Annotated in this window: 21 protein-coding genes and 1 pseudogene; 13 read left to right on the top strand and 9 right to left on the bottom strand. The window is 65.2% G+C overall.

The annotated features are described in order from the left end of the window. Positions 1 to 245: 245 nt before the first annotated feature. Positions 246 to 704 (bottom strand): GatB/YqeY domain-containing protein, encoded by a 459-nt coding sequence (locus tag KBI52_RS08620; RefSeq protein ID WP_210806763.1) that lies wholly within the window; start codon positions 702 to 704, stop codon positions 246 to 248. A gap of 142 nt (positions 705 to 846) precedes the next feature. Between KBI52_RS08620 and carA the strand changes: the two genes are divergently transcribed. From carA to KBI52_RS08635, 3 genes are all read left to right on the top strand, one after another. Continuing rightward, on the top strand, positions 847 to 2058 hold the full coding sequence (gene carA / locus KBI52_RS08625; RefSeq protein ID WP_173945627.1) for a glutamine-hydrolyzing carbamoyl-phosphate synthase small subunit: 1212 nt from the start codon (positions 847 to 849) through the stop codon (positions 2056 to 2058). 121 nt (positions 2059 to 2179) lie between these two features. After that, complete coding sequence (locus KBI52_RS08630; RefSeq protein WP_173945628.1) at positions 2180 to 2554, top strand: hypothetical protein; 375 nt, start codon at positions 2180 to 2182, stop codon at positions 2552 to 2554. A gap of 81 nt (positions 2555 to 2635) precedes the next feature. Continuing rightward, positions 2636 to 3184, top strand: coding sequence for a cupin domain-containing protein (locus tag KBI52_RS08635; RefSeq protein ID WP_210806765.1), 549 nt, complete (start codon positions 2636 to 2638; stop codon positions 3182 to 3184). A 64-nt stretch (positions 3185 to 3248) separates the two neighbouring features. On the opposite strand, the gene KBI52_RS08640 is transcribed toward KBI52_RS08635, so the two are convergent. Beyond that, positions 3249 to 3668 carry an organic hydroperoxide resistance protein gene (locus KBI52_RS08640; RefSeq protein ID WP_210806767.1) on the bottom strand — a complete coding sequence of 140 codons (420 nt, stop codon included), beginning with the start codon at positions 3666 to 3668 and terminating at the stop codon, positions 3249 to 3251. A 151-nt stretch (positions 3669 to 3819) separates the two neighbouring features. On the opposite strand from KBI52_RS08640, the gene KBI52_RS08645 reads away from it, so the two are divergent. Together KBI52_RS08645 and KBI52_RS08650 are read left to right on the top strand one after the other, a co-directional pair. Further along, complete coding sequence (locus tag KBI52_RS08645) at positions 3820 to 4281, top strand: MarR family winged helix-turn-helix transcriptional regulator (protein ID WP_173945631.1); 462 nt, start codon at positions 3820 to 3822, stop codon at positions 4279 to 4281. 23 nt (positions 4282 to 4304) lie between these two features. After that, entirely contained in the window at positions 4305 to 5027 is a 723-nt protein-coding gene (locus KBI52_RS08650) for a class I SAM-dependent methyltransferase (RefSeq protein ID WP_210806769.1), read from the top strand. Here KBI52_RS08650 and KBI52_RS08655 read toward each other — a convergent pair. Continuing rightward, positions 4991 to 6229, bottom strand: coding sequence for an MFS transporter (locus tag KBI52_RS08655; RefSeq protein WP_371823142.1), 1239 nt, complete (start codon positions 6227 to 6229; stop codon positions 4991 to 4993). The genes KBI52_RS08650 and KBI52_RS08655 overlap by 37 nt on opposite strands. Before the next feature lie 221 nt (positions 6230 to 6450). On the opposite strand from KBI52_RS08655, the gene KBI52_RS08660 reads away from it, so the two are divergent. Continuing rightward, positions 6451 to 7326, top strand: coding sequence for a formate/nitrite transporter family protein (locus KBI52_RS08660; protein ID WP_210806771.1), 876 nt, complete (start codon positions 6451 to 6453; stop codon positions 7324 to 7326). A 10-nt stretch (positions 7327 to 7336) separates the two neighbouring features. Here KBI52_RS08660 and KBI52_RS08665 read toward each other — a convergent pair whose 3' ends face one another. Beyond that, positions 7337 to 7756 carry a GtrA family protein gene (locus KBI52_RS08665; protein ID WP_173945635.1) on the bottom strand — a complete coding sequence of 140 codons (420 nt, stop codon included), beginning with the start codon at positions 7754 to 7756 and terminating at the stop codon, positions 7337 to 7339. Positions 7757 to 7763: 7 nt separating this feature from the next. After that, complete coding sequence (locus KBI52_RS08670) at positions 7764 to 8555, bottom strand: SDR family oxidoreductase (RefSeq protein ID WP_247654281.1); 792 nt, start codon at positions 8553 to 8555, stop codon at positions 7764 to 7766. A gap of 199 nt (positions 8556 to 8754) precedes the next feature. Here KBI52_RS08670 and carB point away from each other — a divergent pair, with 199 nt between their 5' ends. From carB to KBI52_RS08685, 3 genes are all read left to right on the top strand, one after another. Continuing rightward, positions 8755 to 12225, top strand: coding sequence for a carbamoyl-phosphate synthase large subunit (carB, locus tag KBI52_RS08675; RefSeq protein WP_173945636.1), 3471 nt, complete (start codon positions 8755 to 8757; stop codon positions 12223 to 12225). A 106-nt stretch (positions 12226 to 12331) separates the two neighbouring features. After that, entirely contained in the window at positions 12332 to 12808 is a 477-nt protein-coding gene (gene greA / locus KBI52_RS08680; RefSeq protein ID WP_173945637.1) for a transcription elongation factor GreA, read from the top strand. A gap of 48 nt (positions 12809 to 12856) precedes the next feature. Beyond that, complete coding sequence (locus KBI52_RS08685) at positions 12857 to 13351, top strand: hypothetical protein (RefSeq protein WP_173945638.1); 495 nt, start codon at positions 12857 to 12859, stop codon at positions 13349 to 13351. A gap of 43 nt (positions 13352 to 13394) precedes the next feature. On the opposite strand, the gene KBI52_RS08690 is transcribed toward KBI52_RS08685, so the two are convergent. After that, positions 13395 to 13895: an Lrp/AsnC family transcriptional regulator gene (locus KBI52_RS08690; protein ID WP_210271934.1), complete on the bottom strand. Its 501-nt coding sequence runs from the start codon at positions 13893 to 13895 to the stop codon at positions 13395 to 13397. A 159-nt stretch (positions 13896 to 14054) separates the two neighbouring features. Here KBI52_RS08690 and KBI52_RS08695 point away from each other — a divergent pair, with 159 nt between their 5' ends. The 3 genes from KBI52_RS08695 (at position 14055) to KBI52_RS08705 (ending at position 17036) form a co-directional block, all read left to right on the top strand. Further along, the gene (locus KBI52_RS08695; RefSeq protein WP_173945640.1) at positions 14055 to 15068 is read left to right on the top strand and encodes a mitochondrial fission ELM1 family protein; all 1014 of its coding nucleotides are present in this window, start codon (positions 14055 to 14057) and stop codon (positions 15066 to 15068) included. After that, positions 15068 to 16030: a thioredoxin-disulfide reductase gene (trxB, locus tag KBI52_RS08700; protein WP_210806773.1), complete on the top strand. Its 963-nt coding sequence runs from the start codon at positions 15068 to 15070 to the stop codon at positions 16028 to 16030. The genes KBI52_RS08695 and trxB overlap by 1 nt, the downstream gene beginning before the upstream one ends. 115 nt (positions 16031 to 16145) lie before the next feature. Beyond that, positions 16146 to 17036, top strand: coding sequence for a LysR family transcriptional regulator (locus KBI52_RS08705; RefSeq protein ID WP_114945399.1), 891 nt, complete (start codon positions 16146 to 16148; stop codon positions 17034 to 17036). A gap of 275 nt (positions 17037 to 17311) precedes the next feature. Here KBI52_RS08705 and KBI52_RS08710 read toward each other — a convergent pair whose 3' ends face one another. From KBI52_RS08710 to KBI52_RS08720, 3 genes are all read right to left on the bottom strand, one after another. Next, on the bottom strand, positions 17312 to 19048 hold the full coding sequence (locus KBI52_RS08710; protein WP_247654282.1) for an AMP-binding protein: 1737 nt from the start codon (positions 19046 to 19048) through the stop codon (positions 17312 to 17314). Between the two features lie 199 nt (positions 19049 to 19247). Next, positions 19248 to 21287, bottom strand: a complete 2040-nt coding sequence (locus KBI52_RS08715) for an elongation factor G (RefSeq protein WP_210806775.1) — start codon at positions 21285 to 21287, stop codon at positions 19248 to 19250. Positions 21288 to 21616: 329 nt separating this feature from the next. Then, positions 21617 to 22090: a DUF992 domain-containing protein gene (locus KBI52_RS08720; protein ID WP_210806777.1), complete on the bottom strand. Its 474-nt coding sequence runs from the start codon at positions 22088 to 22090 to the stop codon at positions 21617 to 21619. A gap of 366 nt (positions 22091 to 22456) precedes the next feature. Here KBI52_RS08720 and KBI52_RS08725 point away from each other — a divergent pair. Further along, positions 22457 to 23724 (top strand): annotated as a pseudogene (locus tag KBI52_RS08725) (PD40 domain-containing protein); the annotation flags it as partial.

Consider the following 23724-nt stretch of genomic DNA (forward strand, 5'->3'; position numbering starts at 1 on the left):
CAGGCTCGCAGCGCAAGCTGCGGGCCCACAGGTGCTGCTCTTTGACAGCGCACAGATCACAAACCGGCACCGCAGCGCGACGCTCCCCCGTCACCCGACCCTGCCACGTCATGGCCGGCCTTGTGCCAGCCATCCCGATCCGGAAGAGCGCCGCACCTCAAGCAATCGAGATCACCGGGACAAGCCCGGTGATGACGGCGAAGAGCGTCAGGAGCCCCTATGCCCGTCAGGACAGGCGCCGCGCCTCACCCCTTCGGCAGCATGTCCTTCACGAGACCGCTCGCCTTGGCGAAGTCCATGCGGCCGGCGTATTTGGCGCGGAGAGACCCCACGACCTTGCCCATATCCTTCATGGAGGCGGCGCCGGTCTCCGCGATGGCGGCCTCGATGGCGGCCCTGGTTTCGGCCTCGTCCATCTGCTGGGGCAGATAGGAGGAGATCACCGCGACCTCGTTCCTCTCCTGATCGGCGAGCTCGGTGCGGCCGCCCTGCTCGTACATGGCGATCGATTCCTGGCGCTGCTTCACCATCTTCTGCAGGAGGGCCAGGATCTCCTCGTCGGACAGGGGCTCCTTGCCGTTGCCGCGCGCCTCGATGTCCTTGTCCTTGAGGGCGGCCTGAATGAGCCGGATGGCGCCAAGCCGGCCCTTGTCGCCGGCCTTCATGGCTTCCTTCATCTCGGCGGTGAAACGTTCGCGCAGCATGGAGTTCTCCTTGGTTTTAAGACGCTTGAGCGTTGACGGAACGCGAACGGCCCCTTAAGTCACGGGGGTAGTTCAAGGACGGCCCGGGTACGGCCTGCTCAAGCACGGCCTGTTGGCCCCGGACTTACAAGAGATCATGACGATGCTGCAAGACAAAGACACCACCGGGTCCTCCTCGGGTGGCTGGGCCGAGCCGCGCGCGACTGCGGTTCTCGTGCTCCAGGACGGAACGGTTCTCGAAGGCTTCGGCATCGGGGCCGTCGGCGAAGCGACCGGCGAGGTCTGCTTCAACACCGCCATGACGGGCTACCAGGAGATCCTGACGGACCCGTCCTATGCCGGCCAGATCATCACCTTCACGTTTCCGCATATCGGCAACGTGGGCACCAACGAGGAAGACATCGAGAGCGTCAACGCCGCCTCGTCGTCGGGGGTGCGCGGCGTGGTGCTGGCGGCGACCATCACCGAGCCGTCCAACTGGCGCGCCTCCCGCGACCTCGATGCCTGGCTGAAAGCCCGCAGCATCGTCGGCCTCTCGGGCATCGACACCCGGGCGCTCACCGCGCTCATCCGCGACAGGGGCATGCCGAACGCGGTCATCGCCCACGATCCGGAGGGTCGGTTCGACCTCGACGCCCTGAAGGCCAGGGCCGCCGCCCTGCCCTCCATGGACGGCCAGGACCTGGTGCCCCTCGTGACCAGCGCCCAGCGCTACGACTGGGACGAGACCACCTGGACCCGCGGCGAGGGCTACGGCCACCAGGACGGCGAATTGAGGCACCACGTGGTCGCCATCGATTACGGGGTGAAGCGCAACATCCTGCGCCTTCTCGCCCGCGCGGGCTGCAAGGTCACGGTGGTGCCGGCGACCGCCTCGGCCGAGGACGTTCTGGCGCTCAAGCCCGACGGCGTGTTCCTGTCCAACGGTCCTGGCGATCCGGCGGCCACCGGCGAATACGCCGTGCCGGTGATCCGCAAGGTGCTCGACGAGCAGATCCCGACCTTCGGCATCTGCCTCGGCCATCAGATGCTGAGCCTCGCCGTCGGCGCCAAGACCAAGAAGATGCACCAGGGCCACCATGGGGCGAACCATCCGGTGAAGGACAAGACCACCGGCAAGGTCGAGATCACCTCCATGAACCACGGCTTCGCCGTGGATCCGGAGACCCTGCCGCAGAACGCGGTCGAGACCCACGTGTCCCTGTTCGACGGCTCCAATTGCGGCATCTCGCTCACCGACCGCCCGGCCTTCTCGGTGCAGTACCACCCGGAGGCCTCTCCCGGCCCGCAGGACAGCCATTACCTGTTCGACCGGTTCGTCGAGCTGATGGAGCGGAAGAAGGCCCAGGCCTGACAGGATCACGAAAGCTGGCGCCGCGACAAACGCGTCCGTTGCGCCAGCCGCCCAAATCACGGTAACCGATCATTAACCATAACGACAAAATGATTCCGGGCCTTGTTTTGGGGGTGTTTCCATGGATTTCGATGACGATTCCGGCGAATTCAGCCGGCTGCACAACCTCTTCACGTTTCATCTCGGCATCGCCGTCACGCTGGCTTGGCTGACGTCGCTCTACGCCGCCCTCTACGCGCCCTGGGTGCGCAACATCCGTCCGCTGATCGATCCTGCCCATGCGGGCCCGGTCGAAAGCACCTGGTCGTATCTCTTCATTTTCCCCGTGGTGCTCACGACCGCCTGGCTGATCTCGATCTTCGGCCAGAACCTCTTCGCCCAGTTCCGCATCTTCAAGAACCAGATCGTCGAGTTCGCCATCGCGGCCGCCGTGGCGTTCGGAATGTTCTACCTGTCCATCGACCGTGCCGTCGCGGCCATGCTCATCGGCATGTGAGACCCGACGGGGATTTGCACGGCCCCGCTCGATCTTTCGCCTGAACCGCGCGTTCCCTCCCGGATTCGAAGGGAGAGAAGCATGGCTCAGGCGAAAGGATACGGTGATCCGCAGGGTTACAATACGCCGCTCGGCACCGAGACCTACGTGTTCCGCAGCAACGGCATCGTCCCGAATTCGTCCCTGCCGCTGATCGTTCGGCGCGGGGCGATTTCCCCCTCCGAGCACGACGCCGTCAGGACCTTCAAGACCACCTTCGCCAAGAACGGCTGGACCAACGCCTGGCTCAACGGCATCCACGACTACCATCACTACCACCCGAACACCCACGAGGTGCTGGGCGTCGTGTCCGGCTCGGCCCAGGTCCGCTTCGGCGGCGAGGACGGCGATCTCGTGGCCGTCAGCGCCGGCGACGTGGTGGTGATCCCGGCGGGCGTCGCCCATGCCTGCATCAACGCGAGCGACGATTTCTCCGTCGTAGGCGCCTATCCGGGTGGGGTCGATTACGACACCATCCGGGACGATCCCAACGCCCTCGCGGCGTCGCAGCAGCGCATCGCACAGGTCCCCCTGCCGGATGCCGACCCGGTCGACGGACCTGACGGACCGCTCGTGAAGCTGTGGACCTGAACGCGAAAAGGCCCCCTGCCCCGAAAGGCAGGAGGCCCTTGCCCCTACGGCTTATCGTTATGAATTAGACCGACAGCGTGACCTGCACGTTGCCGCGGATCGCGTGCGAATACGGGCAGACCACGTCGGCCTTGTGCACAAGATCGGTCGCCTGCTCCTGGGTCAGACCCGGCAGGTTCGCCTTCAGCTCGACCACCAGGCCGAAGCCCGCCCCGTCGTCGCGCTTGCCGATCCCGACCTTGGCCTCGATCGAAGCGTCAGATGGCAGAGCGACCTTGTTCTGCGAGGCGACGAATTTCAGCGCGCCGAGGAAGCAGGCCGAGTAGCCGGCCGCGAAAAGCTGCTCCGGGTTCGTCCCCTCACCGCCCCCGCCGCCGAGTTCCTTCGGGGTGGACAGGCGAACCTCCAGCCGTCCGTCATCGGATGCGGCAACGCCTTCGCGGCCGCCGCGGGCTGAAGCATGGGCAGTGTAGAGAGGGGTCATCGGAACGCTCCTTGAGGCGTCAGGCCCTGTGGCCTGATCGGTTATTCGACGGCATACGATCTAATTGCGTGCGATCTAAATCTGTCTATACGATCGAAATGAATTGTGTGCAACCGAAATTTTCCATAGGGTGTCCGAAGTGGAGGCGAGGATGACGAAGAAGCCTGAGATGCTGGCGCTCGACAATCAGCTCTGTTTTGCCTTCTATTCCGTGTCGCACGCTTTCAGCCGCGCCTATCGCCGGTTCCTCGACCCGCTCGGCCTAACCTACCCGCAATATGTCGTCCTGCTGGTGCTCTGGGAGCAGGATGATCTCACGGTCAAGGAGATCGGCGACCGGCTGTTTCTCGACTCCGGCACCCTCACCCCGCTGCTCAAGCGTCTCGAGAGTGCGGGGCACATCCGGCGCACCCGCGACAGCAAGGACGAGCGGCAGGTCAGAATTTCCCTCACCGAGACCGGCCGCTCCTTGCGGGAGAAGGCGGAGGAGATCCCCAAACAGGTCGGCTGCGTGCTTGGCCTATCCTTCGACGAGGTCCGCACGCTCACCCAGGAGGTTGCGAAACTGCGCGGCAGGCTCCATGACTCGGCGGCAGTTTCGGCGAAGTCCTGAGCCGAGGGGAGATGTCTATTCCAATGAACTGGCGCGATTACTGGAACCAGGACACGCCGATCTATGCGAGCGAGCGGCACAAGCTTCTGCACTACCGCCTGATCGCCGACGACATCATCGGCCTCGTCCCGTCTCCCGAAGCCACCGTGCTGGACTACGGCTGCGGCGAGGCGCTATTCGCCGACAAGGTGGCGGCCAAATGCGGCCGGCTCTATCTGAGCGATGCCGCACCGCTTGTTCGGGAACGTCTGAACGGGCGCTTTAGCGACAACAGGCGGATCACTGTCCTGTCGACCGACCACGTGACCGAGCTTCCGGACGCTTCGCTCGACCTGATCGTGGTGAATTCGCTCGTTCAGTATCTCTCCCTCGACGAGTTTCGCAGCCTCCTGAGGCTCATGCACGGGAAATTGCGAGCCGACGGCACGTTGATCCTGGGCGACGTCATACCGCCGGACATCAGCCCGATCACCGACGCGAAAGCTCTGCTCTCCTTCGCCTGGCGGGGCGGCTTCCTGCGATCGGCCGTTGCCAGCCTCGCCCGCACCGCCTTTTCGGAGTATCGCACGATCCGCGAGGAGATCGGCTTGGCGCAGTACAGCGACGAGGAGATCATCGACCTCCTCAAGGATGCCGGGTTTGTGCCGGAACGGTTCCAACGGAACCTTGGGCACAACCAGGCCCGCATGACCTATCTGGCAAGGCCGGCTCAGGCCCGCGAGACGGACGACCTCACGGAGCGCTGATCGCTTATCAGTGACAGGCCGAACACGCCGAGCCCGGCCATAGCCAGGACCGCGCCGACCCAGCCGGTCGAGGCAAAGCCGTAGCCGGCCGCGATCGCAAGACCGCCAAGCCAGGCGCCGAGCGCATTGGCGATGTTGAAGGCCGAGTGATTGAGGGCCGCCGCCAGGGTCTGGGCGTCTGCCGCCACGTCCATCAGGCGGGTCTGGAGTGCGGGCCCGATGGCGACGCTGCAGCCGACGAGGAAGACGCAGGCCGAGAGCAGGTAAGGGTTCTCGGCCGTCAGCCAGAGAACGGTCATCACCACGGCGCTGGAGGCCAGCACGCCCCCGATGGTCGCCATCAGGTTCCGGTCTGCGAACCAAGCCCCGACGAGATTGCCGACGATCATGCCGGAGCCGAACAGGGCCATCATGACCGGAACGGCGTTGTCGGGCATCCCGGCGACCTCCGTGGCCGTGGAGGCGATGTAGGAGAAGACGGAGAACAGGCCGCCGAAGCCCACGGCGCCGATTCCGAGAGTGAACCAGACCTGCTTGCGCCGGAAGGCCCCGAGCTCCCGCATCGGGCTCGCTCCCTCCTGAACCCTGTCCTTCGGCAGGAAGAGCCAGATCAGCAGCACCGTCAGCGCACCCATGAAGCCGACGGCCCCAAAGGCGATCCGCCAGGTCAGGATCTGCCCGAACCAGGTGGCCACCGGGGTTCCGAGCAGGGTCGCGACCGTGAGCCCCATCATGACGCGGGCTACAGCCTGAGTGCGCTTGTTCGGCGGAACCAGGGAGGCTGCCACGAGGGCGGCCACGCCGAAATAGGCGCCATGCGGCAGGCCCGTGAGAAAGCGCAGGAGCACGAAGGACTCGAAGCTCGGCGCAAGAGCGCTGACCGCGTTGCCGACGGCGAAGATCGCCATCATAAGGAGGAGCAGTGTCTGGCGCGCCAGCTTTGCCGCCATCACGGCGATGATGGGCGCTCCCACGACGACCCCGAGCGCATATGCGCTGATCGCGTAGCCGGCCTCCGGTGTCGTGACGTTGAATTCCTGGGCGACGTTGGGCAGCAATCCCATGATGGCGAACTCGCCCGTTCCGATGCCGAAGCTGCCGACTGCGAGCGCCAGCTCGATCAGCGCAACGGCCAAGCGGGAGCGCGGGACGGCGGGAGCCTTATTCGTCGGCACAACGCCGGCGTTCTCAACAATGGCCATGTCGGACATGGAGCCCCCAAGCTGCTCAAGTCATTTATTGGATCGGAAACGCCGAGACAGCCGTCGGCAACTCTGCGGTCCGTCATATTGCAATGCAAAAAAGATTCGGGGAGAGGCAGGGACGCAGGTCAGGAATGCGCTGCGGGATGATCCCGCTCGGGAACCCGGAACAAGCATCGGGTGAGCGCCTTATCAGCAGACCCGAACCGCAAGGCAGCCTCATGACCGACGCCTCACCGGACAGGCCCGCTGAACCGAAGCAACGTGACAGCTTCAACCCCGCCGAAAAAACCCCGGACTTGTCCCCCAAGGAAAGAAAGACCATCGAGGCCCAGAGCCGGCCGAACGCGGCGCTCATCCACGAGACGATCCGGGCCGAAGGCGAAAGCGAGCTCGACCGAACCGCATCGGCGCTCCTCCTCTCCGGACTGGCCGCCGGCCTGTCCATGGGGTTTTCCCTGACGGTAGAAGGATTGCTGCACGCGCATCTGCCGGACGCATCCTGGAAACCCCTGGTGAGCAGCTTCGGCTACACGATCGGCTTCCTGATCGTCGTGCTCGGCCGTCAGCAGCTCTTCACCGAGAATACCCTCACGCCCATCCTGCCCCTCCTGCACAACCGGGACGGACGCACGCTGCTGCGGGTGGTCAAGCTGTGGGCCATCGTTCTGGTGGCCAACATCGTGGCGACCTGGATCTTCGCGGCTGTCATTGCGCATACCTCCCTCTTCGCGCCTGAGGTCAAGCAGGCTTTCGGGGAGATCAGCCACAAGGTCGTGGCCTCGCCCTTCGGAACCACCGTGCTGAAGGCCATCTTCGCTGGCTGGCTTATCGCCCTGATGGTCTGGCTTCTGCCGGGAGCCGATTCCGCACGCCTTCTTGTGATCCTCATCATCACCTACGTGGTGGCCATCGGCGGCTTCTCGCACCTGATCGCGGGATCGGTCGACGGGTTCTACCTGGTGGAAACGGGTCAGGCCACGTGGACGGAATACGTCGTGCGCTTCTTCCTGCCGACCCTCGTCGGCAATGTTCTGGGCGGCGTGGCTCTCGTGGCCGCGCTCAATTTCGGGCAGGTCGTTCCCGAACTCCAATAGCGGTGGTTTCTCATGCGAATGTCCACCTTTTGTGCGCCAGGAAGCTCCAGAGCATCACGACGCCCGTAGTGATGACCTGGGACGGGAGATACGGTCCGCCGAGCCACACTGTGAAAGCGTGCATGAGAAACCAGGTCACGAGAAATCCAACGAAGGCCACCAGGGCAAAGCGCCACGTGGCCTCGCGGTGGGGCCGGTCGCTCTCGTAAGTATGCTTGCGGTTGAGCAGGTAGGACACGAGCCCTCCCGCCACATATCCGGCGAGCGTCGCAGGAACGGGGTGGGCTGCTCCTCCCTCGACCAGGGCGATGAGAAGGCCGTAATGAGCCACGGCAGCCGCAAGGCCCACTCCGAAAAAGGCGGTGAACTGACGGATCAGGCGCTGAAGGGGGCGAGAGGTGATCACGCCCCCTCGATAGCTGCTTCCCATGAGCCCGTCACCTCATCCCCTGCAGAAGTCCGGCGATCCTGCGCGAGAGAAAGCGCGGGGCGAACTTCGCCCCGATCGCACCGACCCGGTTCCGGGCCCCGGCCACAACGATCGCTCGCCTGGCCTCATAGCCGTCCACTCCGATGCGCGCGACATCCGCCGAGGACATGACCCCCGATCGGAAGAGGCGCGAGTCCTTCAGGCCCGCCGTGTCGGAGAATTCGCTCTCGGTCGGCCCCGGACAGAGGGCCGTGACCGTGACTCCATGGGGCCTGGCTTCGTCGTGTAGGGCTTCGGAGAGAGACAGGACGAAGGCTTTCGTCGCGTAATAAACCGCCATGTAGGGCCCGGCCTGGAAGGCCGCGAGGGACGCGACGTTCAGGATGCCTCCCCGCCGTCGCTCGATCATTCCCGGCAGCATGAGACGGCTGAGAGAGGTGAGCGCCATGACGTTGAGGTCGATCATGGCGAGCTGCTTCTCGTGCGGAAGGGACGCGAAGTAACCGCGCAGCCCAAAGCCGGCGTTGTTGACCAGGGTATGGACCGCTATTCCCCGCTCCCGAAGCATCTCATGGAGATCCTGCGGCGCCTCCCGGTCCTCGAGATCGATCGCCAGGATCTCGACCGGCACGTCATGGGTCCGGCGGATCTCCGCGGCCAGCACTTCCAGCCGCTCGTGCCGCCGGGCCGCCAGGACGAGGGAATATCCCCGCCCCGCAAAGACGCGCGCCAGATCCGCACCGATCCCGCTGGATGCTCCCGTGATCAGCGTCCAGCGCGGCTCTTCCATCGTGGCCATCTTTCCCACCTTCCCCTTGCCGCGGCATCCGATGGACCATAGCGCATAGGCATTGGCTGTCGAAATCATGGCTCGGCCCTTTGAATTTGCTCAAGGTGCGTGTAAGAGCCTCTCTCAACCTACAATCCGATCACATCCCGGCTGCGCTTGAAGCGCCGTAGCATTACGGCCGCGCGGCTGGACACGCCTGGGTGGCCCAATGCCAAAGCGGACAGACATCTCCTCCATCCTCATCGTCGGCGCCGGACCGATCATCATCGGCCAGGCCGTGGAGTTCGATTACTCGGGCACCCAGGCCGTGAAGGCCCTGAAGGAGGAAGGCTACCGCATCATCCTGGTGAACTCGAATCCCGCGACGATCATGACCGATCCCGATCTCGCGGACGCCACCTATGTGGAGCCGATCACTCCCGAGATCGTGGCCAAGATCATCGAGAAGGAGCGCCCCGACGCAATCCTGCCGACCATGGGCGGCCAGACGGCCTTGAACTGTGCCCTGTCGCTCAAGAAGATGGGCGTTCTCGACCGCTTCAACGTGGAGATGATCGGCGCGACGGCGGAGGCCATCGACAAGGCCGAGGACCGGCAGCTCTTCCGCGAGGCCATGACCAAGATCGGCCTCGACACCCCGAAATCGCGCCTTGCCAACGCGTCGGCCCTCAAGAAGGCCGACCGGGACGCCTACCTGGCCGAACTCGCCCGCATGGAAGCCCTCGACATTCACCCGGGCGACAAGAAGCGGATGATCGCCGCCTACAAGCTCAAGTGGGATGCCGCCGAGAACGAGCGGCGCAAGCGTTACCAGGAGCACGCCATGGGCGAGGCTCTGCTGGCTTTGGCAGAGGTGGGTCTTCCGGCCATCCTCCGCCCGTCCTTCACCATGGGCGGGACCGGCGGCGGCATCGCGTACAACCGCGAGGAGTTCCTCGACATCGTCGAGCGGGGCCTCGACGCCTCGCCGACCAACGAGGTGCTGATCGAGGAGAGCGTGCTCGGCTGGAAGGAGTACGAGATGGAGGTCGTCCGCGACAGGGCGGACAACTGCATCATCATCTGCTCCATCGAGAACTTCGACCCGATGGGGGTGCATACGGGCGACTCGATCACAGTGGCGCCGGCGCTCACGCTCACCGACAAGGAATACCAGATCATGCGCGACGCCTCCTTGGCGGTCCTGCGCGAGATCGGCGTCGAGACCGGCGGATCGAACGTGCAGTTCGCGATCAACCCGGAAAACGGGCGCATGATCGTGATCGAGATGAACCCGCGCGTGTCGCGCTCCTCGGCACTGGCCTCGAAAGCCACGGGCTTCCCCATCGCCAAGGTGGCGGCGAAGCTCGCCGTCGGCTACACCCTCGACGAGATCGCCAACGACATCACGGGGGGCGCGACGCCCGCCTCCTTCGAGCCGACCATCGACTACGTGGTCACCAAGATCCCCCGCTTCGCCTTCGAGAAGTTCCCCGGCGCCGAGCCCACCCTCACCACGGCGATGAAGTCGGTCGGCGAGGCCATGGCGATCGGCCGCTCCTTCCCGGAATCGCTTCAGAAGGCCCTGCGCTCCCTCGAAACCGGGCTCACCGGCCTCGACGAGATCGAGATCGAAGGTCTCGGCAAGGGCGACGACAAGAATGCCATCAAGGCCGCCATCGGTACGCCGACCCCGGACCGGATCCTCAAGGTGGTTCAGGCCCTGCGCCTCGGCGTCAGCCATGACGAGGTCTATGCCTCCTGCAAGATAGACCCCTGGTTCCTGGAGCAGCTTCAGGGCATCGTCGACATGGAAGCGAAGGTCAAAGCGCATGGTCTGCCGCAGACCGCCGGCGCCTTCCGCCAGCTGAAGGCTCTTGGCTTCTCGGACGCACGCCTGGCGGTGCTCGCCCACAAGACCGAGGCCGAGGTGCGCGAGTTGCGCCGCTCGCTCTCCGTCCGACCGGTCTACAAGCGGATCGACACCTGCGCGGCCGAGTTCGCCTCGCCGACCGCTTACATGTATTCGACCTATGCGGCGCCCTTCGCCGGGGCGCCTGTGGACGAATCCAACCCGTCCGACGCCAAGAAGGTCATCATCCTGGGCGGCGGACCGAACCGCATCGGCCAGGGCATCGAGTTCGATTATTGCTGCTGTCATGCCTGCTTCGCGCTCAAAGATGCGGGCTATGAGACCATCATGATCAACTGCAACCCGGAGACGGTCTCGACCGACTACGACACCTCCGACCGGCTCTATTTCGAGCCGCTGACGCAGGAGGATGTGCTGGAGATCATCGAAACCGAGCGTTCCAAGGGCACGCTCCACGGCGTCATCGTGCAGTTCGGCGGCCAGACGCCGCTCAAGCTCGCTCGTGCCCTCGAGGAGGCCGACGTGCCGATCCTCGGCACCTCGCCGGATGCCATCGATCTCGCCGAGGATCGCGACCGGTTCAAGCGCCTGCTCGACAAGCTCCACCTGAAGCAGCCGAAGAACGGCATCGCCTATTCGGTGGAGCAGGCCCGGCTGATCGCCGCCGATCTGGGCCTCCCCTTCGTGGTGCGGCCCTCCTACGTGCTCGGCGGCCGGGCCATGGCCATCATCCGCGACGAGGCTCAGTTCGAGGATTACCTGCTTGGCACCCTGCCGAGCCTGATCCCCTCGGACATCAAGGCCCGTTACCCCAACGACAAGACTGGCCAGATCAACACGGTGCTGGGCAAGAACCCCCTGCTCTTCGACCGCTATCTCTCGGATGCCGTGGAAGTGGACGTCGACTGCCTCTGCGATGGGAAGGACAGCTTCATCGCGGGAATCATGGAGCATATCGAGGAGGCGGGCATCCACTCGGGCGATTCGGCTTGCTCCCTGCCGCCGCGCTCCTTGTCTCCGGAGATCATCGCCGAGCTGGAGCGCCAGACGAAGGCCCTTGCCCTGGCTCTTGAAGTCGGCGGTCTGATGAACGTCCAGTACGCCATCAAGGACGGCACGATCTACGTGCTGGAGGTCAATCCCCGGGCCTCACGGACGGTCCCGTTCGTGGCCAAGGTCATCGGCGAGCCCATCGCCAAGATCGCCGCTCGGATCATGGCAGGAGAAAGCCTGGCGAAGTTCGGCCTGACCCCGAAGGTGCTGCCGCATATCGGCGTCAAGGAAGCCGTCTTCCCCTTCAACCGCTTCCCGGGGGTCGACGTGCTGCTCGGACCGGAAATGCGCTCGACCGGCGAGGTCATCGGCCTGGATCGCGGCTTCGGCGTAGCCTTCGCCAAGAGCCAGCTCGGCGCCGGCAGCCAGTTGCCCAAGACCGGCACCCTGTTCGTGTCCGTGCGCGACTCGGATAAGGAACGGATCCTGCCGGCGGTGCGGATGCTGGAGGAGGTCGGATTCCAGATCCTGGCGACCGCCGGGACCCAGAAGTACCTCGAAACCCAGGGCGTCAAAGCCCGGCGGATCAACAAGGTGCTGGAAGGCCGCCCGCACGTGGTCGACGCCATGAAGAACGGCGACATCCAACTCGTCTTCAATACCACCGAAGGAGCGGGCGCTCTCTCGGATTCCCGTTCACTACGACAAGCTGCCCTCTTGCATAAGATACCTTACTACACCACTCTTGCAGGAGCGGTCGCCGCGGCCGAGGGCATCAAGGCATACCTCAGCGGCGATCTGGAAGTCCGGGCGCTTCAGGAATACTTTGCCTGAGGCATCCGGCCTCACATTGGAACTGCGAAGCTTCTGGTAAGTTTTCGTTGACATGCGAGGGCGCTGGCAACAGCGGCCTCGTACCTCTTTTTGGACGAGACACACGATGGACAAGGTCCCTCTGACGATCAAGGGTTTTGCGGCGCTCGAGGAAGAACTCAAGCAACGGCAGCAGGTTGAACGCCCCCGGATCATCCAGGCGATCGCGGAAGCCCGCGCGCTTGGCGACCTGTCGGAAAACGCCGAATACCATGCCGCCAAGGAAGCCCAATCCCTCAACGAAGGCCGGATCCTTGAGCTCGAAAGCCTGATCTCCCGCGCCGAAGTCATCGATATCGCCAAACTGTCCGGCGATCGCATCAAGTTCGGCGCGACGGTGAAGCTCGTCGACGAAGACACCGAGGAAGAGAAAACCTACCAGATCGTCGGTGAGCCCGAGGCGGATGTCCGCTCGGGGCGGGTCTCGGTCGCCTCTCCGATCGCCCGCGCGCTGATGGGCAAGACCATCGGCGATACCGTCGAGGTCTCGACCCCCGGCGGCGGCAAGTCCTATGAGGTCGTCGGCGTCCAGTTCGGCGCCTGACAACGGAAAAAGGGGGCACGAACGATGAGAAATCCCATGATGTCCCCCATGTCCCGTCGCACCCTCCTGAACGCGTTCGCCTGGGCCGGCCTAGCCGGCGCAGGTCTTGCCGTGCCGGCTCGGGCCCAGAGCTTCCCGCAGGCCTTCTCGTCCTTCTCGGTCGATGTGAGCGCCCTGAAGGACAAGGGCCTGGGTCCCTTCGCCGATCTCGTGGGCGCGGCCGCCCTCGACGAGTTGCGGCGCTCCTTCGCCGATCGGGTCGATCCTCGCGGCCCCCGTCTCGTCCTTCGCCTGACGAGCGTCACCATGACGGCCTTCCCGGACAACAGCAGCGGATACAAAGGCCGAGGCGGCGGGGGCAACAGCGGGCACGATGCCCTGGAGGGCGAGGCCCTGGCCATCGGCCGCCGGGGCGAAGTTCTGGCAGGCCACCCCATGCTGGCCGTGCTCGACGTCAACACGAGCCCCCTCACGCCGAACGAGCAGGGCCGCGCCGTCGCGGTGGCTCAGCATTACGTGCGCTGGCTCAGGCGGCAGATCTGACCGCAGAGGCGGCCGAGGCCTCTTGCCCGGGTGACCGCCGGGGCTAGCCCTCGGCTTCGGCCACGTCCTCGATCGGCACCAGGGGCTCGTCCTTGATGAGGTCGAGGGTCAGGGCGGTTCGGACGTTGCGCACGTTCGGCAGGGAGGTGAGCTCCGACACGAGGCCCTGGAACGATGAAAGGTTCGGAGCCACGCATTTCATGATGAAGTCGATATCGCCCGACAGGGTCCAGCACTCGCGGACCATGGACCAGTCCTTCACCCGCTGCTGGAATTCCTGCAGCTCCTTCTTACCCTGGATGTCGAGTTGCACCATGGCGAAGCAAACGATCTCGAAGCCGAGATTCTTCGGGTCGAGGATGGCTCGGTAGGCCTTGATGATTCCGGCGCTTTCCAGCGCCCGCACCCGGCGCAGGCACGGCGGAGCCGAAAGCCCGACCCGGCGGGCGAGCTCCACATTGGTGATGCTGCCGTCGGCCTGCAGTTCCTTCAGAATGGCCCAGTCGATGGAATCGAGGCGTCCGCGCACGGTAACTCCGCTCATGCATGACAAGGCCGTGGGAACTGATCGGTCAGCCTCGTCATGCGGCATCAGGTCAAAAAATCTCGTCTTGGCTGACTAGACCGTATAAGGGTTCCGCACAAGGAGGACGGGCGATTAAGTCGCAACGAACTTCATGAACTCCACAGGCTCGTTGATCGAATGTTGCGCACGGATACCGGCCTTATCACCTGGGCGCTGACCGACGGCAAGGCCGGGGACGAGCTGCAGGTCCTGAGCATTACCGACGCGCTCGGCTTGACGCCGGAAATCCGCCGCGTCCGGCCGAAGGCGCCCTTCAGCTGGTTCATGCCCTGGGGGCCCATCGATCCGCGGGAGCGTCCGGGCTCTCCTCACAGCCCCCTAGCTCCACCATTCCCCGACCTCGTCATCGCGTCCGGTCGTCGCGCCGTCGCCTATCTGCGCCACCTGAAGAAAGCCACGGGCGGGCGGGCATACACGGTATTCCTGAAGGACCCCCGTACGGGACCGACGGCCGCCGACTTCATCTGGTCTCCGACCTATGACCGTCTGCGCGGCCCGAACGTCCTCAATACCCTGACCCCGCCCCACCGGGTGTCCGCCCGACGGCTCGAGGAGGCGCGGGCCCGGCCCGATCCTCGCCTGTCTGTCCTCCCCGGCCCACGCATTGCCGTGTTGGCGGGCGGCAACAGCCGCCATCACCGGTTCTCGGACGAGGATGTCGCCCGCTTCGTCGGGCACCTGAGCGCGGTCGCCAGAACCGGGGCCGGTCTCATGGTCACGGTGTCGCGCCGCACGCCGCCCGCCTTGAGGCAGGCTCTGACGGCTCTCACGGCGGAACAGGGCGGATTCCTGTGGGAGGGCACGGGGGACAATCCCTATGTGGACCTCCTCGCCCTGGCCGACTACATCGTGGCGACGGCGGATTCCTTCAACATGATGGGCGAGGCGGCCGTGACCGGCAGGCCAATCCTGGTCTTCGAACCCTCGGGGGGACACCCGAAACTGGATGTTTACTTGCAGGCCCTTAAGGACCATGGAGTTGTGCATCCGTTCGAGGGCCGTCTTGAAGGACAGCCCTATGAACCCCTAAATTCAACACCCAAGGTCGCGGAGGCCATAGCCGAGGGCTTGAGCCGCCACCGCCGCGCTCTCGGCCTGCCGGATATCGCCCTGTCACTGGAGACCCCCTGATGGCTCATTCTCACGCCAAGCTCATCATCATCGGCTCGGGACCGGCCGGCTACACGGCAGCGATCTATGCGGCCCGCGCCCTGCTCGAGCCCGTGATGATCTCCGGTTTCCAGCCCGGCGGGCAGCTCATGATCACCACGGACGTGGAGAACTACCCGGGCTTCGCCGACGTGATCCAGGGCCCCTGGCTCATGGAGCAGATGCGCATGCAGGCAGAGCATGTGGGAACCCACATGATCTCCGACCACATCACCAAGGTGGATCTGAAGCAGCGTCCCTTCCGGCTGGAGGGCGATTCCGGCGCGACCTATACCTGCGATGCGCTGATCGTCGCGACGGGCGCCCAGGCCAAATGGCTGGGCCTTCCCTCGGAGGGCCAGTTCCAGGGCTTCGGCGTGTCGGCCTGCGCCACCTGCGACGGCTTCTTCTATCGGGCTAAGGAGGTCGTGGTGGTGGGCGGCGGCAACACCGCCGTCGAGGAGGCGCTCTACCTCGCAAACCTCGCGTCCAAGGTCACGCTCGTTCATCGCCGGGATAGCCTGCGCGCCGAGCGCATCCTGCAGGATCGCCTGTTCAAGCACCCCAAGATCGAGGTGATCTGGAACTCGGCCGTCGAGGAGATCTGCGGCAGCGAGAACCCCTCCTCCGTCACGCATGTGCGGCTGAAGAACATGGTTTCGGGCGAAACCTCCGACTTCAGGACCGATGGCGTCTTCATCGCCATCGGCCACAAGCCGTCGACCGAGCTGTTCACCGGCCAGCTGGACATGAAGTCCGGCGGCTACCTGCTGACGAAACCCGGCTCGACCGAGACGAACATCCCGGGCGTGTTCGCGGCCGGCGACGTGACGGATGACATCTACCGGCAGGCGGTCACCTCGGCAGGCATGGGCTGCATGGCGGCGTTGGACGCCGAGCGCTATCTCGCGGCGCTCGAAGCCACCCAGGAAGCTGCCGAATAAAGTTTATTAACAACTGGTTAGTCCTCAGGCCGATTTCCTGTTGCGTCGGACCCTCGGCTCATAAGAGATAAGAGTTGCCTTGCGTCAGGAGCATGCGAGGCATGAGGGGAATGCCGTGGACTGGGACAAGATCCGGATTTTCTATACGGTCGCAGAGGCGGGAAGCTTCACGCGGGCCGGAGATGATCTGGGCTTGAGTCAGTCCGCCGTCAGCCGCCAGATCAGCGCGCTCGAGCGCGAGTTGAAGGCTCCGCTCTTCCACCGCCATGCCCGCGGCCTGATCCTCACCGAGCAGGGCGACCTGCTCTTCCGGGCGGCCCGCGACATGCGCATGCGGCTCGAAACCACCAAGGCCCGGCTCGTCGAGACGAGCGAACGCCCTTCGGGCGAGCTGAAGGTGACGACGACGGTCGGCCTCGGGTCCATTTGGCTCGCCCAGCGCATCGCCGAATTCCTCGATCTCTATCCCGACGTCCGGGTCGAGCTGATCCTGTCCAACGAGGAGCTCGACCTCGCCATGCGCGAGGCCGACGTGGCCATCCGTTTGCGCCGACCGGCTCAGCCCGACTTGATCCAGCGCCGCCTGTTCACCGTGCATTTCCACGTCTATGCATCGGCGGACTACCTCAAGCGGTTCGGTGAGCCGAAGACCCTGGAAGACCTGGACGAGCACCGGATCGTCTCCTTCGGGGGCGATCAGCCCTCCTATCTTATGGCCGTCCACTGGCTCTCGACGGCCGGACGCGAGGGCCGCGAGCCACGCCAGTACCACTACGTGGTCAACAACATCACGGCGCTCAAACTGGCTGTCGAAACGGGCGCGGGCATTGCCGTGCTGCCGGACTATGCAGTCGTCGGCAATCCGGACCTGATCCAGATCCTGCGCGACGTGGAAATGCCCTCCCTCGACAGCTATCTCGTCTATGCCGAGGAGATGCGTTCCGTGGCCCGGGTCCAGGCCTTCCGGGACTTCCTGATCTCCAAGGCACAGCGCTGGACGTTCTGAGCCCGAATCCCCTGCCAAGCTTGTCGCTTTCGGAATCGTGTCCTTCGCGTGACAAAGCCATGCGCCTAGCGCAGCCCTTTTATGAGGCATGCTGCATTGCAAATAAGCGCTGTGCGGCCGATATCACCAGTGGCTGATTTCAACGCGGCACCGCTTTCTTCCTCCCGGCGCTGCCGTGTCGGCCGTTCCCTCTGGAAGGTTTTGACTTTTGTCGGACCTCTACTTTAGCCGGGCCCTGTGCCCGGCTTTTTTCTTTTCAGGCCCTGAGATGCCGCTCAGCGAGCGTGGGACTGCTCGACCTCTTCCTTGAGCGCCCGGCGCAGGACCTTGCCCACATTGGTCTTCGGCAGGGTTTGTCTGAACTCGATCCGGCGAGGCACCTTGTAGCCCGTCAGGTTCTCCCGGCAGAACTGGCGCAGCTCGTCGACGGTGAGCGCCTCATCCCTCCGGACCACATAGGCCACCACGACCTCGCCCGAATGCTCGTCTGGCAAGCCGATGACAGCTGCTTCCATGACTCCTGGATGTTTGACGATCACGTCTTCCACTTCGTTCGGATAGACGTTGAATCCGGACACCAGGACCATGTCTTTCATCCGGTCGACGATCTTGACCTGCCCGTCGGGAAGGATCACCGCCACGTCGCCGGTCCGGAACCAGCCGTCCGGAGTCATGACCTTGGCGGTCTCGTCGGGCCGCTGCCAGTAGCCCGCCATCACCTGCGGTCCCTTCACGCAGAGTTCGCCCCGTTCGCCGGGAGGCAGGATGGACCCGTCATTCGCGCGCACGGACACGTCGGTCGACGGCAGTGGGTAGCCGATGGTGCCGGTGAAGGCCTCGATGTCGAGACGGTTCGCACAGACCACGGGCGAGGTCTCGGACAGGCCGTAGCCCTCCACGATGGGCTGGCCGGTCACCTCCTTCCACTTCTTCGCGACGGCCTCCTGGGTGGCCATGCCGCCCGACACGGCGAAGACCATCTGCGAGAAATCGACCTTCTCGATGCCGGGCGCGTTGGCCAGGGCGTTGTAGAGGGTGTTGAGGCCGGACATCAGCGTGATGCGGCTCTTCTGGAGCGTCTTGACGAAGCCCGGAATGTCGCGCGGATTGGCGATGAGAAGCTGGCAGCCGCCGATCCGGGTCATCAGCATGGCGCAGACCGTCAGGGCGAAGATGTGATAGAGCGGCAGGGCCGTGACCATCACGTGGTCCTCGCGGTCGCCGAAGAAGGGCCGCATCCAGGCCTCGCACTGGAGCACGTTGGCCGCCACGTTGCGGTGGAGCAGGGTCGCGCCCTTGGCGACGCCCGTCGTGCCGCCCGTATATTGCAGGAAGGCGATGTCGTCGGGCGAAACCGGGACAGCCTGCGCCTTCTGCCGTCCGCCCTCGGCCGCGACGGCCTTGAAGGCCACGGCCCGCGGCAGGCTGAAGGGCTTCACGGCCTTCTTCACGTGGCGCGAGACCAGGTTGACGATGGCGCCCTTGAGGCCGAGCAGATCGCCCGGCGTGACGAGCACCACCCGGTCCAGGGCGAGGTCCGGCAGGGACTCCTCGACGGTGGCGGCGAAGTTCTCGAGCACGAACAGGAACCGGGCGCCGGAATCCTTCAGCTGGTAGGTCAGCTCCCGCGGGGTGTAGAGCGGGTTGACGTTGACCACCGTGCCGCCGGCGAGCAGCACCCCGAACAGGATCGCCGGGAAGGCCATCACGTTCGGCAGCATGATGGCGACCCGGTCGCCCTTCTTCAGCCCCTGCCCCTGCAGCCAGGACGCGACCGCATCGGCCTGGCGCCCCAGGGCCGCGTAGGTGATGCGCGTGCCGAAGCTCTCGACGGCGGCCCGGTTCGGGTAATCCGCCACGGCCCTGAGAAACATCTCGTTGAGAGTGCCGACCCGGGCCTCGTCGATCGTCTTGGGAACCTGCGCGGGATAGGAGGCGAGCCAGGGGCGGGCGGCGGAAGAGGAAGAGTCCGAAGCGCCTGCCGTGGCCGGCGCCGGGGTCGTGGCATTCATCATCGTCTCCGCTTCGCGGCAGGTTGGCTTCATGGGAGATGGCGTCTCCGTCAAAGCTTAACTTGGCGCGGGCAAGGCCATTTGTCGACGGGAATAGTTTAGACCTGAACGATCGTCTACAGCTCATCGGGTCCGGAGCCCAGGGCCCAAAAGGGAGAATTTCCTCTTGGGCCCTGTCGATCCTGACGTCCCGCGTCGCTCAATGCGCCTTCTGCAGCACCATCTCGGCCGGACGGCCGCTCAGCTCCGCCATGTGGTCGAACCGGGTCGAGAAGGATCCGACGCCGGCCGTCGCGGAGCGCAGCTCGACGATGAGGTCGCCGATCTCCGATTCCGGGATGGTGGCGCTGAGCACCTGCCAGCCCGACCAGCCGGGCCGCTCGTCGTAGCCAAGGATCTGCCCGCGCCGCCCGGTCACCAGGGCGGTCGCCTTGGACAGGGCCTCGGACGGGATCGTGATCTCGACCGACAGCACCGGCTCCAGCAGCACGGGCTTCGCCTTGGGAAGCGCCTCGGCCAGGGCGAGCCGGGCGGCCGCCTGGAAGGCGGCGTCGGACGAATCCACCGTGTGGTAGGACCCGTCGGTGAGCGTCACCGCAAGGTCGACGACCGGGAAGCCGAGGGGCCCTGACTTGAGCGCATCCCGCACACCGGTCTCCACGGACGGGATGTACTGGCGCGGCACCACCCCGCCGGTGATGTGGTCCTGGAACGCGAACCCCTCCCCGCGCGGCAGCGGCTTGATCTCGATCATCACGTCGCCGAACTGGCCATGCCCGCCGGTCTGCTTGCGGTGGCGCCCGCGGGCGGATGCCGGCAGCTTGATCGTCTCGCAATAGGCCACCCTCGGCCTGGCCGTCTCGACCCCGACCTGGAACCGGGAGGCGAGCTTTTCGACGGCGACCCGCAGATGCATCTCGCCCTGGCCATGGAGCCGGATCTCGCCCATTTCGGGCCGGTTCTCGACGGCCAGGGACGGATCCTCCTCGGTGATCTTGGCCAGCGCGCTCGACAGGCGCACATCGTCCTTGCGGTCCTTCACCTTGAGGGCCAGCACGTAGACGGGCTCGGGCGGCACCGGCGACACGATGGTGTCCGGGCGCGCCTTTCCGGCCGCGAAGGCATCCCCGGTGGCGATGCCCTCCAGGCGGCCGAATCCGACCGTCTCGCCGGCCGCGGCCTCGCCCTTGCGGTTCATGGTCGAGCCGACCAGGGTGGCGAGGCTGCCGATCCGCGCCTCCGCGCCGCGGGCCCCGACCACGGTATCGCCCTCGCGGAAGGCGCCGCGCATGATCCGCGCGACGGTGAGCTTGCCGCCCTGGCCCATGTGCAGGGTCTTCATGGCCTGGGCGAGCGGCGCCCCTTCCTCGGACAGGCCGAGGCGCGCGCGGGTCTGCGTCAGGCCGGGCGCCTCATGGCGCAGGGCCTTGAGCAGCCGCGTGATGCCGTTGCCGCGCTCGGCGGAGCCGATCAGGGCCGGCACCACGTGCCGCTCCCGCAGCTCCTTCGACAGGTCGTCGAAGATCTGGTCTCGCGGCGGCTCGATCTCGGAGATCAGCTCCTCCATGAGCGCGTCGTCGTAATCGGCCAGGCGCTCGAGCATGGCGAAGCGCGCCTCCTTCTCCCGGGGCAGCTCGCCCTCGGGCAGGTCGACGATCTCGCTCGGCGCATGTTCGCGGTAGATGAAGGCGCGCTCCAGGGCGAGGTCGATGAAGCCGATCGCGATGCCGTCCTTCCAGAGCGGGATCTGGCGCAGGAGCAGCGGCGTGCGCGAGGCCTGCTGCAGCAGCGCCAGGGTCTCGCGGATGCGCTGGGTCGCCGTGTCGATCTTGTTGATGAACAGGAAGCGCGGGATGTCCGCCTCCTCCAGTTCCCGGAGGATGATCTCAAGGGCCGGGATCTTGCGCTCGTCCGCCTCGCAGACGACGACCGCCGCGTCGCAGACCGGCGTGACGTTGCGCATCTCGTGCAGGAATTCCGTCGAGCCGGGGCAGTCCACGAAGGTCATGCTCTCGCCGAGGAACTCGACGGTGGCCACGTTGGGCTCGATGCTCATGGCGTGGGCGCGGGCTTCCGCGCTCGCATCGCCGATGCTGTCCCCGTTGGACACGCGGCCCGCCCGCGAGATCGCACCGGTGCGCTCCAGGATCGCTTCCAGGAGCGTGGTCTTGCCGCTCTGAAACGGGCCGACGATTGCGATGCATCGCGGGCCCGAACCTAGTCTGCCGTTGGGTGCCATAGGGTGTCATCCTCCCTGCCCCCACTTCCGACGCTCTCTTCACGGACGCGTTACCGTGAATGCTCTGCCTCGGATGGTGAGTTGGCAAGAGGTCTTTTGAGGGCGCCGATGGGGCAGGAAGGGGCACGCTCGCGTTCGGCCGTTCCGCGCATCCGCGCTGGATACACGCGACGTTGTCGCCGGCCTTGTGCTGGTGATGATGGCGGGAAAATTCAATCGCGCCACGTCATGGCCGGCCTTGTGCCGGCCATCCCGATCCTGAAAGGTGCGGCGCTTCGATCCATCGAGATCACCGGCACAAGGCTGGTGATGACGCTGGTGATACCCGCCTACCGGGCCCGGCGCAGCTCGAAATCCGCGACCCCGAGGGCGAAGTTGACGCCGGTCTGGCCGCCGACCGAGAGGGGCTGGAGCGAGATGCTCCGGTTCGAGCCGCCGACCAGCACATTCGCCCCGACGCCGGCGCCCGCCGTGGCCTCGGCGGCTCCGCCCACATAGCTGCCGGCGAGCGACCCCGGCGCCACGCTGCCCCGGGAGAGCACCGCCCAGGTGAGGACGCCGCCACGGGTCGCCCCGATGTCGAGCCCGAACCGTCGGATCGTCCCCACATAGCGCTCGTTGGGCCCGCGCCGCGGATTGAAGGTGCAGAGCGTGGTCCTCTGCGACGTGACGATGAGCCCGATCCCGCCCGACACGCTGCAGGACAGGACACCCGCACGCCCCCGGTTCTGGGCCTGGGCATCCGTGGTCCCCAGGCAGGCGACGGCGGCGAGAGCGGCAACGGACAGAGCAATGCGGCGCATGGTGATCTCCTCAGCATGGTCAAGCTTAGCGATCAACGGCCCAGGCGCGGAGCCGTTCCACGGGCGCGTTGGCGATCCCGGATGAGGCATCGGGGTGACGCGGCCTGCATAACCCACCCCTCTACGTCATGGCCAGCCTCGTGCCGGCCATCCCGATACGGTGGGGCACAGCGCTGTTCATGAGCGGGATCACCGGGACGAGCCCAGTGATGACGTTGAAGGTGGAGGCACCACACGGCCAACCTCTGGCCCTCACCTCCCCCACGCCCTCTGTTCAGAGAGTAGCCCAAGGGAAGAATTGATTCTATATAGTGTCACATTGAAGGCGGCTGGGGGGCCGCTTTTTTATTGATTGAAGGGCCGACCATGTTCCTGAATGTGCAATCCGTCTTCAAGCCGACGAGCGACCTGATTCAGAAACGCGTCTCGACCAAAGCCGATGGCACGGAGGGGTTGGGCGAGAGCACCGATGCCCGGTTCAGCCCGGACGGGCGCTTCGTGGTGTTCACAAGCAACGCCCCCGATCTCGTCCCCGGCGGCACGAACGGAAAATATCACGTCTTCCTCAAGGAACTGAGCACCGGCGCCGTCACCCTCCTCTCGGCTGCGGGCAACACCCAGGCAAACGGCCCGAGCCACGCCCCCAAGTTCAGCCAAGACGGGCGTTATGTCGTGTTCGAAAGCGAGGCCAACGACCTGGTGACCGGCGACGGCAATGGGGCGAGGGATGTCTTCCGCAAGGACCTGACCACGGGAGCCATCACCCGCATCTCCACCACGTCGAATGGAACAGAGTTGAACGGCAGCAGCTCTGGAGGTGAGTTGAGCCCAGACGGGAACTTCCTGGTTTTCAGGAGCGACGCTGCAAATCTGGGCGTCAGCAGCGTGGTTTCCCCGGAGATTTTCCTCAAGAACCTGACCACCGGGGCCGTCACCCGCATCACGGTTGCCGCAGACGGAACATCGGCAAGCGTCAGCGGCATCAACGCCCATTTCAGCCCGGACGGCCGCTTCCTGATATTCGAAAGCAGCTCGTCCAAGCTGGTTGACGGCGACACAAACAATGCCACTGACATTTTCCGCAAAGAGTTGGATACCGATAAAGCTATCGCCCGCATCTCCACCACTGCAGACGGTACAGAGGCAATCGGCGGCTATAGCCGCCTCGCTCAGTTCAGCCCCGACGGGCGTTCCATCGTGTTCGAAAGCGCTGCCTCCAATCTGGTCGCCGGCGATGACAACGGCGTAGCAGACATCTTCCTCAAGAACCTGGACACCGGTGCCATCACCCGCCTTTCCACTGCCGCAGATGGGACACAGGCGGACAACTCCAGCAATGAGCCTCGGTTCAGCCCGGACGGGCGTTACGTGGTGTTCGAGAGCGATGCCACAAACCTCGTCGCCGGCGACAACATTGGCAAACGTGACGTCTTCCTCAAGGACCTGGTGACGGGCGGGATCACCCGTCTCTCGACCAAGGTCGATGGCACGGACGTGAACTCCGACAGCTATACTGCTCAGTTCAGTCCCAATGGGCGCTTCGTCACGTTCGAAAGCGACGCCACCAACCTGGTGGCCAACGACGGCAACAATGCCAGCGACATCTTCCTGGTCGACCTGCTCTACAAGGCCAA

The organism is Microvirga sp. HBU67558 (assembly GCF_018069605.1).
Classification (GTDB): Bacteria; Pseudomonadota; Alphaproteobacteria; order Rhizobiales; family Beijerinckiaceae; genus Microvirga; species Microvirga terrae.

Excerpts from the sequence above, each read along its gene's own strand:
- KBI52_RS08620 (WP_210806763.1), bottom strand. The coding sequence starts at position 704 with ATGCTGCGCGAACGTTTCACCGCCGAGATGAAGGAAGCCATGAAGGCC.
- carA (WP_173945627.1), top strand. The coding sequence starts at position 847 with ATGCTGCAAGACAAAGACACCACCGGGTCCTCCTCGGGTGGCTGGGCC.
- KBI52_RS08630 (WP_173945628.1), top strand. The coding sequence starts at position 2,180 with ATGGATTTCGATGACGATTCCGGCGAATTCAGCCGGCTGCACAACCTC.
- KBI52_RS08635 (WP_210806765.1), top strand. The coding sequence starts at position 2,636 with ATGGCTCAGGCGAAAGGATACGGTGATCCGCAGGGTTACAATACGCCG.
- KBI52_RS08640 (WP_210806767.1), bottom strand. The coding sequence starts at position 3,668 with ATGACCCCTCTCTACACTGCCCATGCTTCAGCCCGCGGCGGCCGCGAA.
- KBI52_RS08645 (WP_173945631.1), top strand. The coding sequence starts at position 3,820 with ATGACGAAGAAGCCTGAGATGCTGGCGCTCGACAATCAGCTCTGTTTT.
- KBI52_RS08650 (WP_210806769.1), top strand. The coding sequence starts at position 4,305 with ATGAACTGGCGCGATTACTGGAACCAGGACACGCCGATCTATGCGAGC.
- KBI52_RS08655 (WP_371823142.1), bottom strand. The coding sequence starts at position 6,229 with ATGGCCATTGTTGAGAACGCCGGCGTTGTGCCGACGAATAAGGCTCCC.
- KBI52_RS08660 (WP_210806771.1), top strand. The coding sequence starts at position 6,451 with ATGACCGACGCCTCACCGGACAGGCCCGCTGAACCGAAGCAACGTGAC.
- KBI52_RS08665 (WP_173945635.1), bottom strand. The coding sequence starts at position 7,756 with ATGGGAAGCAGCTATCGAGGGGGCGTGATCACCTCTCGCCCCCTTCAG.
- KBI52_RS08670 (WP_247654281.1), bottom strand. The coding sequence starts at position 8,555 with ATGGCCACGATGGAAGAGCCGCGCTGGACGCTGATCACGGGAGCATCC.
- carB (WP_173945636.1), top strand. The coding sequence starts at position 8,755 with ATGCCAAAGCGGACAGACATCTCCTCCATCCTCATCGTCGGCGCCGGA.
- greA (WP_173945637.1), top strand. The coding sequence starts at position 12,332 with ATGGACAAGGTCCCTCTGACGATCAAGGGTTTTGCGGCGCTCGAGGAA.
- KBI52_RS08685 (WP_173945638.1), top strand. The coding sequence starts at position 12,857 with ATGTCCCGTCGCACCCTCCTGAACGCGTTCGCCTGGGCCGGCCTAGCC.
- KBI52_RS08690 (WP_210271934.1), bottom strand. The coding sequence starts at position 13,895 with ATGAGCGGAGTTACCGTGCGCGGACGCCTCGATTCCATCGACTGGGCC.
- KBI52_RS08695 (WP_173945640.1), top strand. The coding sequence starts at position 14,055 with ATGTTGCGCACGGATACCGGCCTTATCACCTGGGCGCTGACCGACGGC.
- trxB (WP_210806773.1), top strand. The coding sequence starts at position 15,068 with ATGGCTCATTCTCACGCCAAGCTCATCATCATCGGCTCGGGACCGGCC.
- KBI52_RS08710 (WP_247654282.1), bottom strand. The coding sequence starts at position 19,048 with ATGAATGCCACGACCCCGGCGCCGGCCACGGCAGGCGCTTCGGACTCT.
- KBI52_RS08715 (WP_210806775.1), bottom strand. The coding sequence starts at position 21,287 with ATGGCACCCAACGGCAGACTAGGTTCGGGCCCGCGATGCATCGCAATC.
- KBI52_RS08720 (WP_210806777.1), bottom strand. The coding sequence starts at position 22,090 with ATGCGCCGCATTGCTCTGTCCGTTGCCGCTCTCGCCGCCGTCGCCTGC.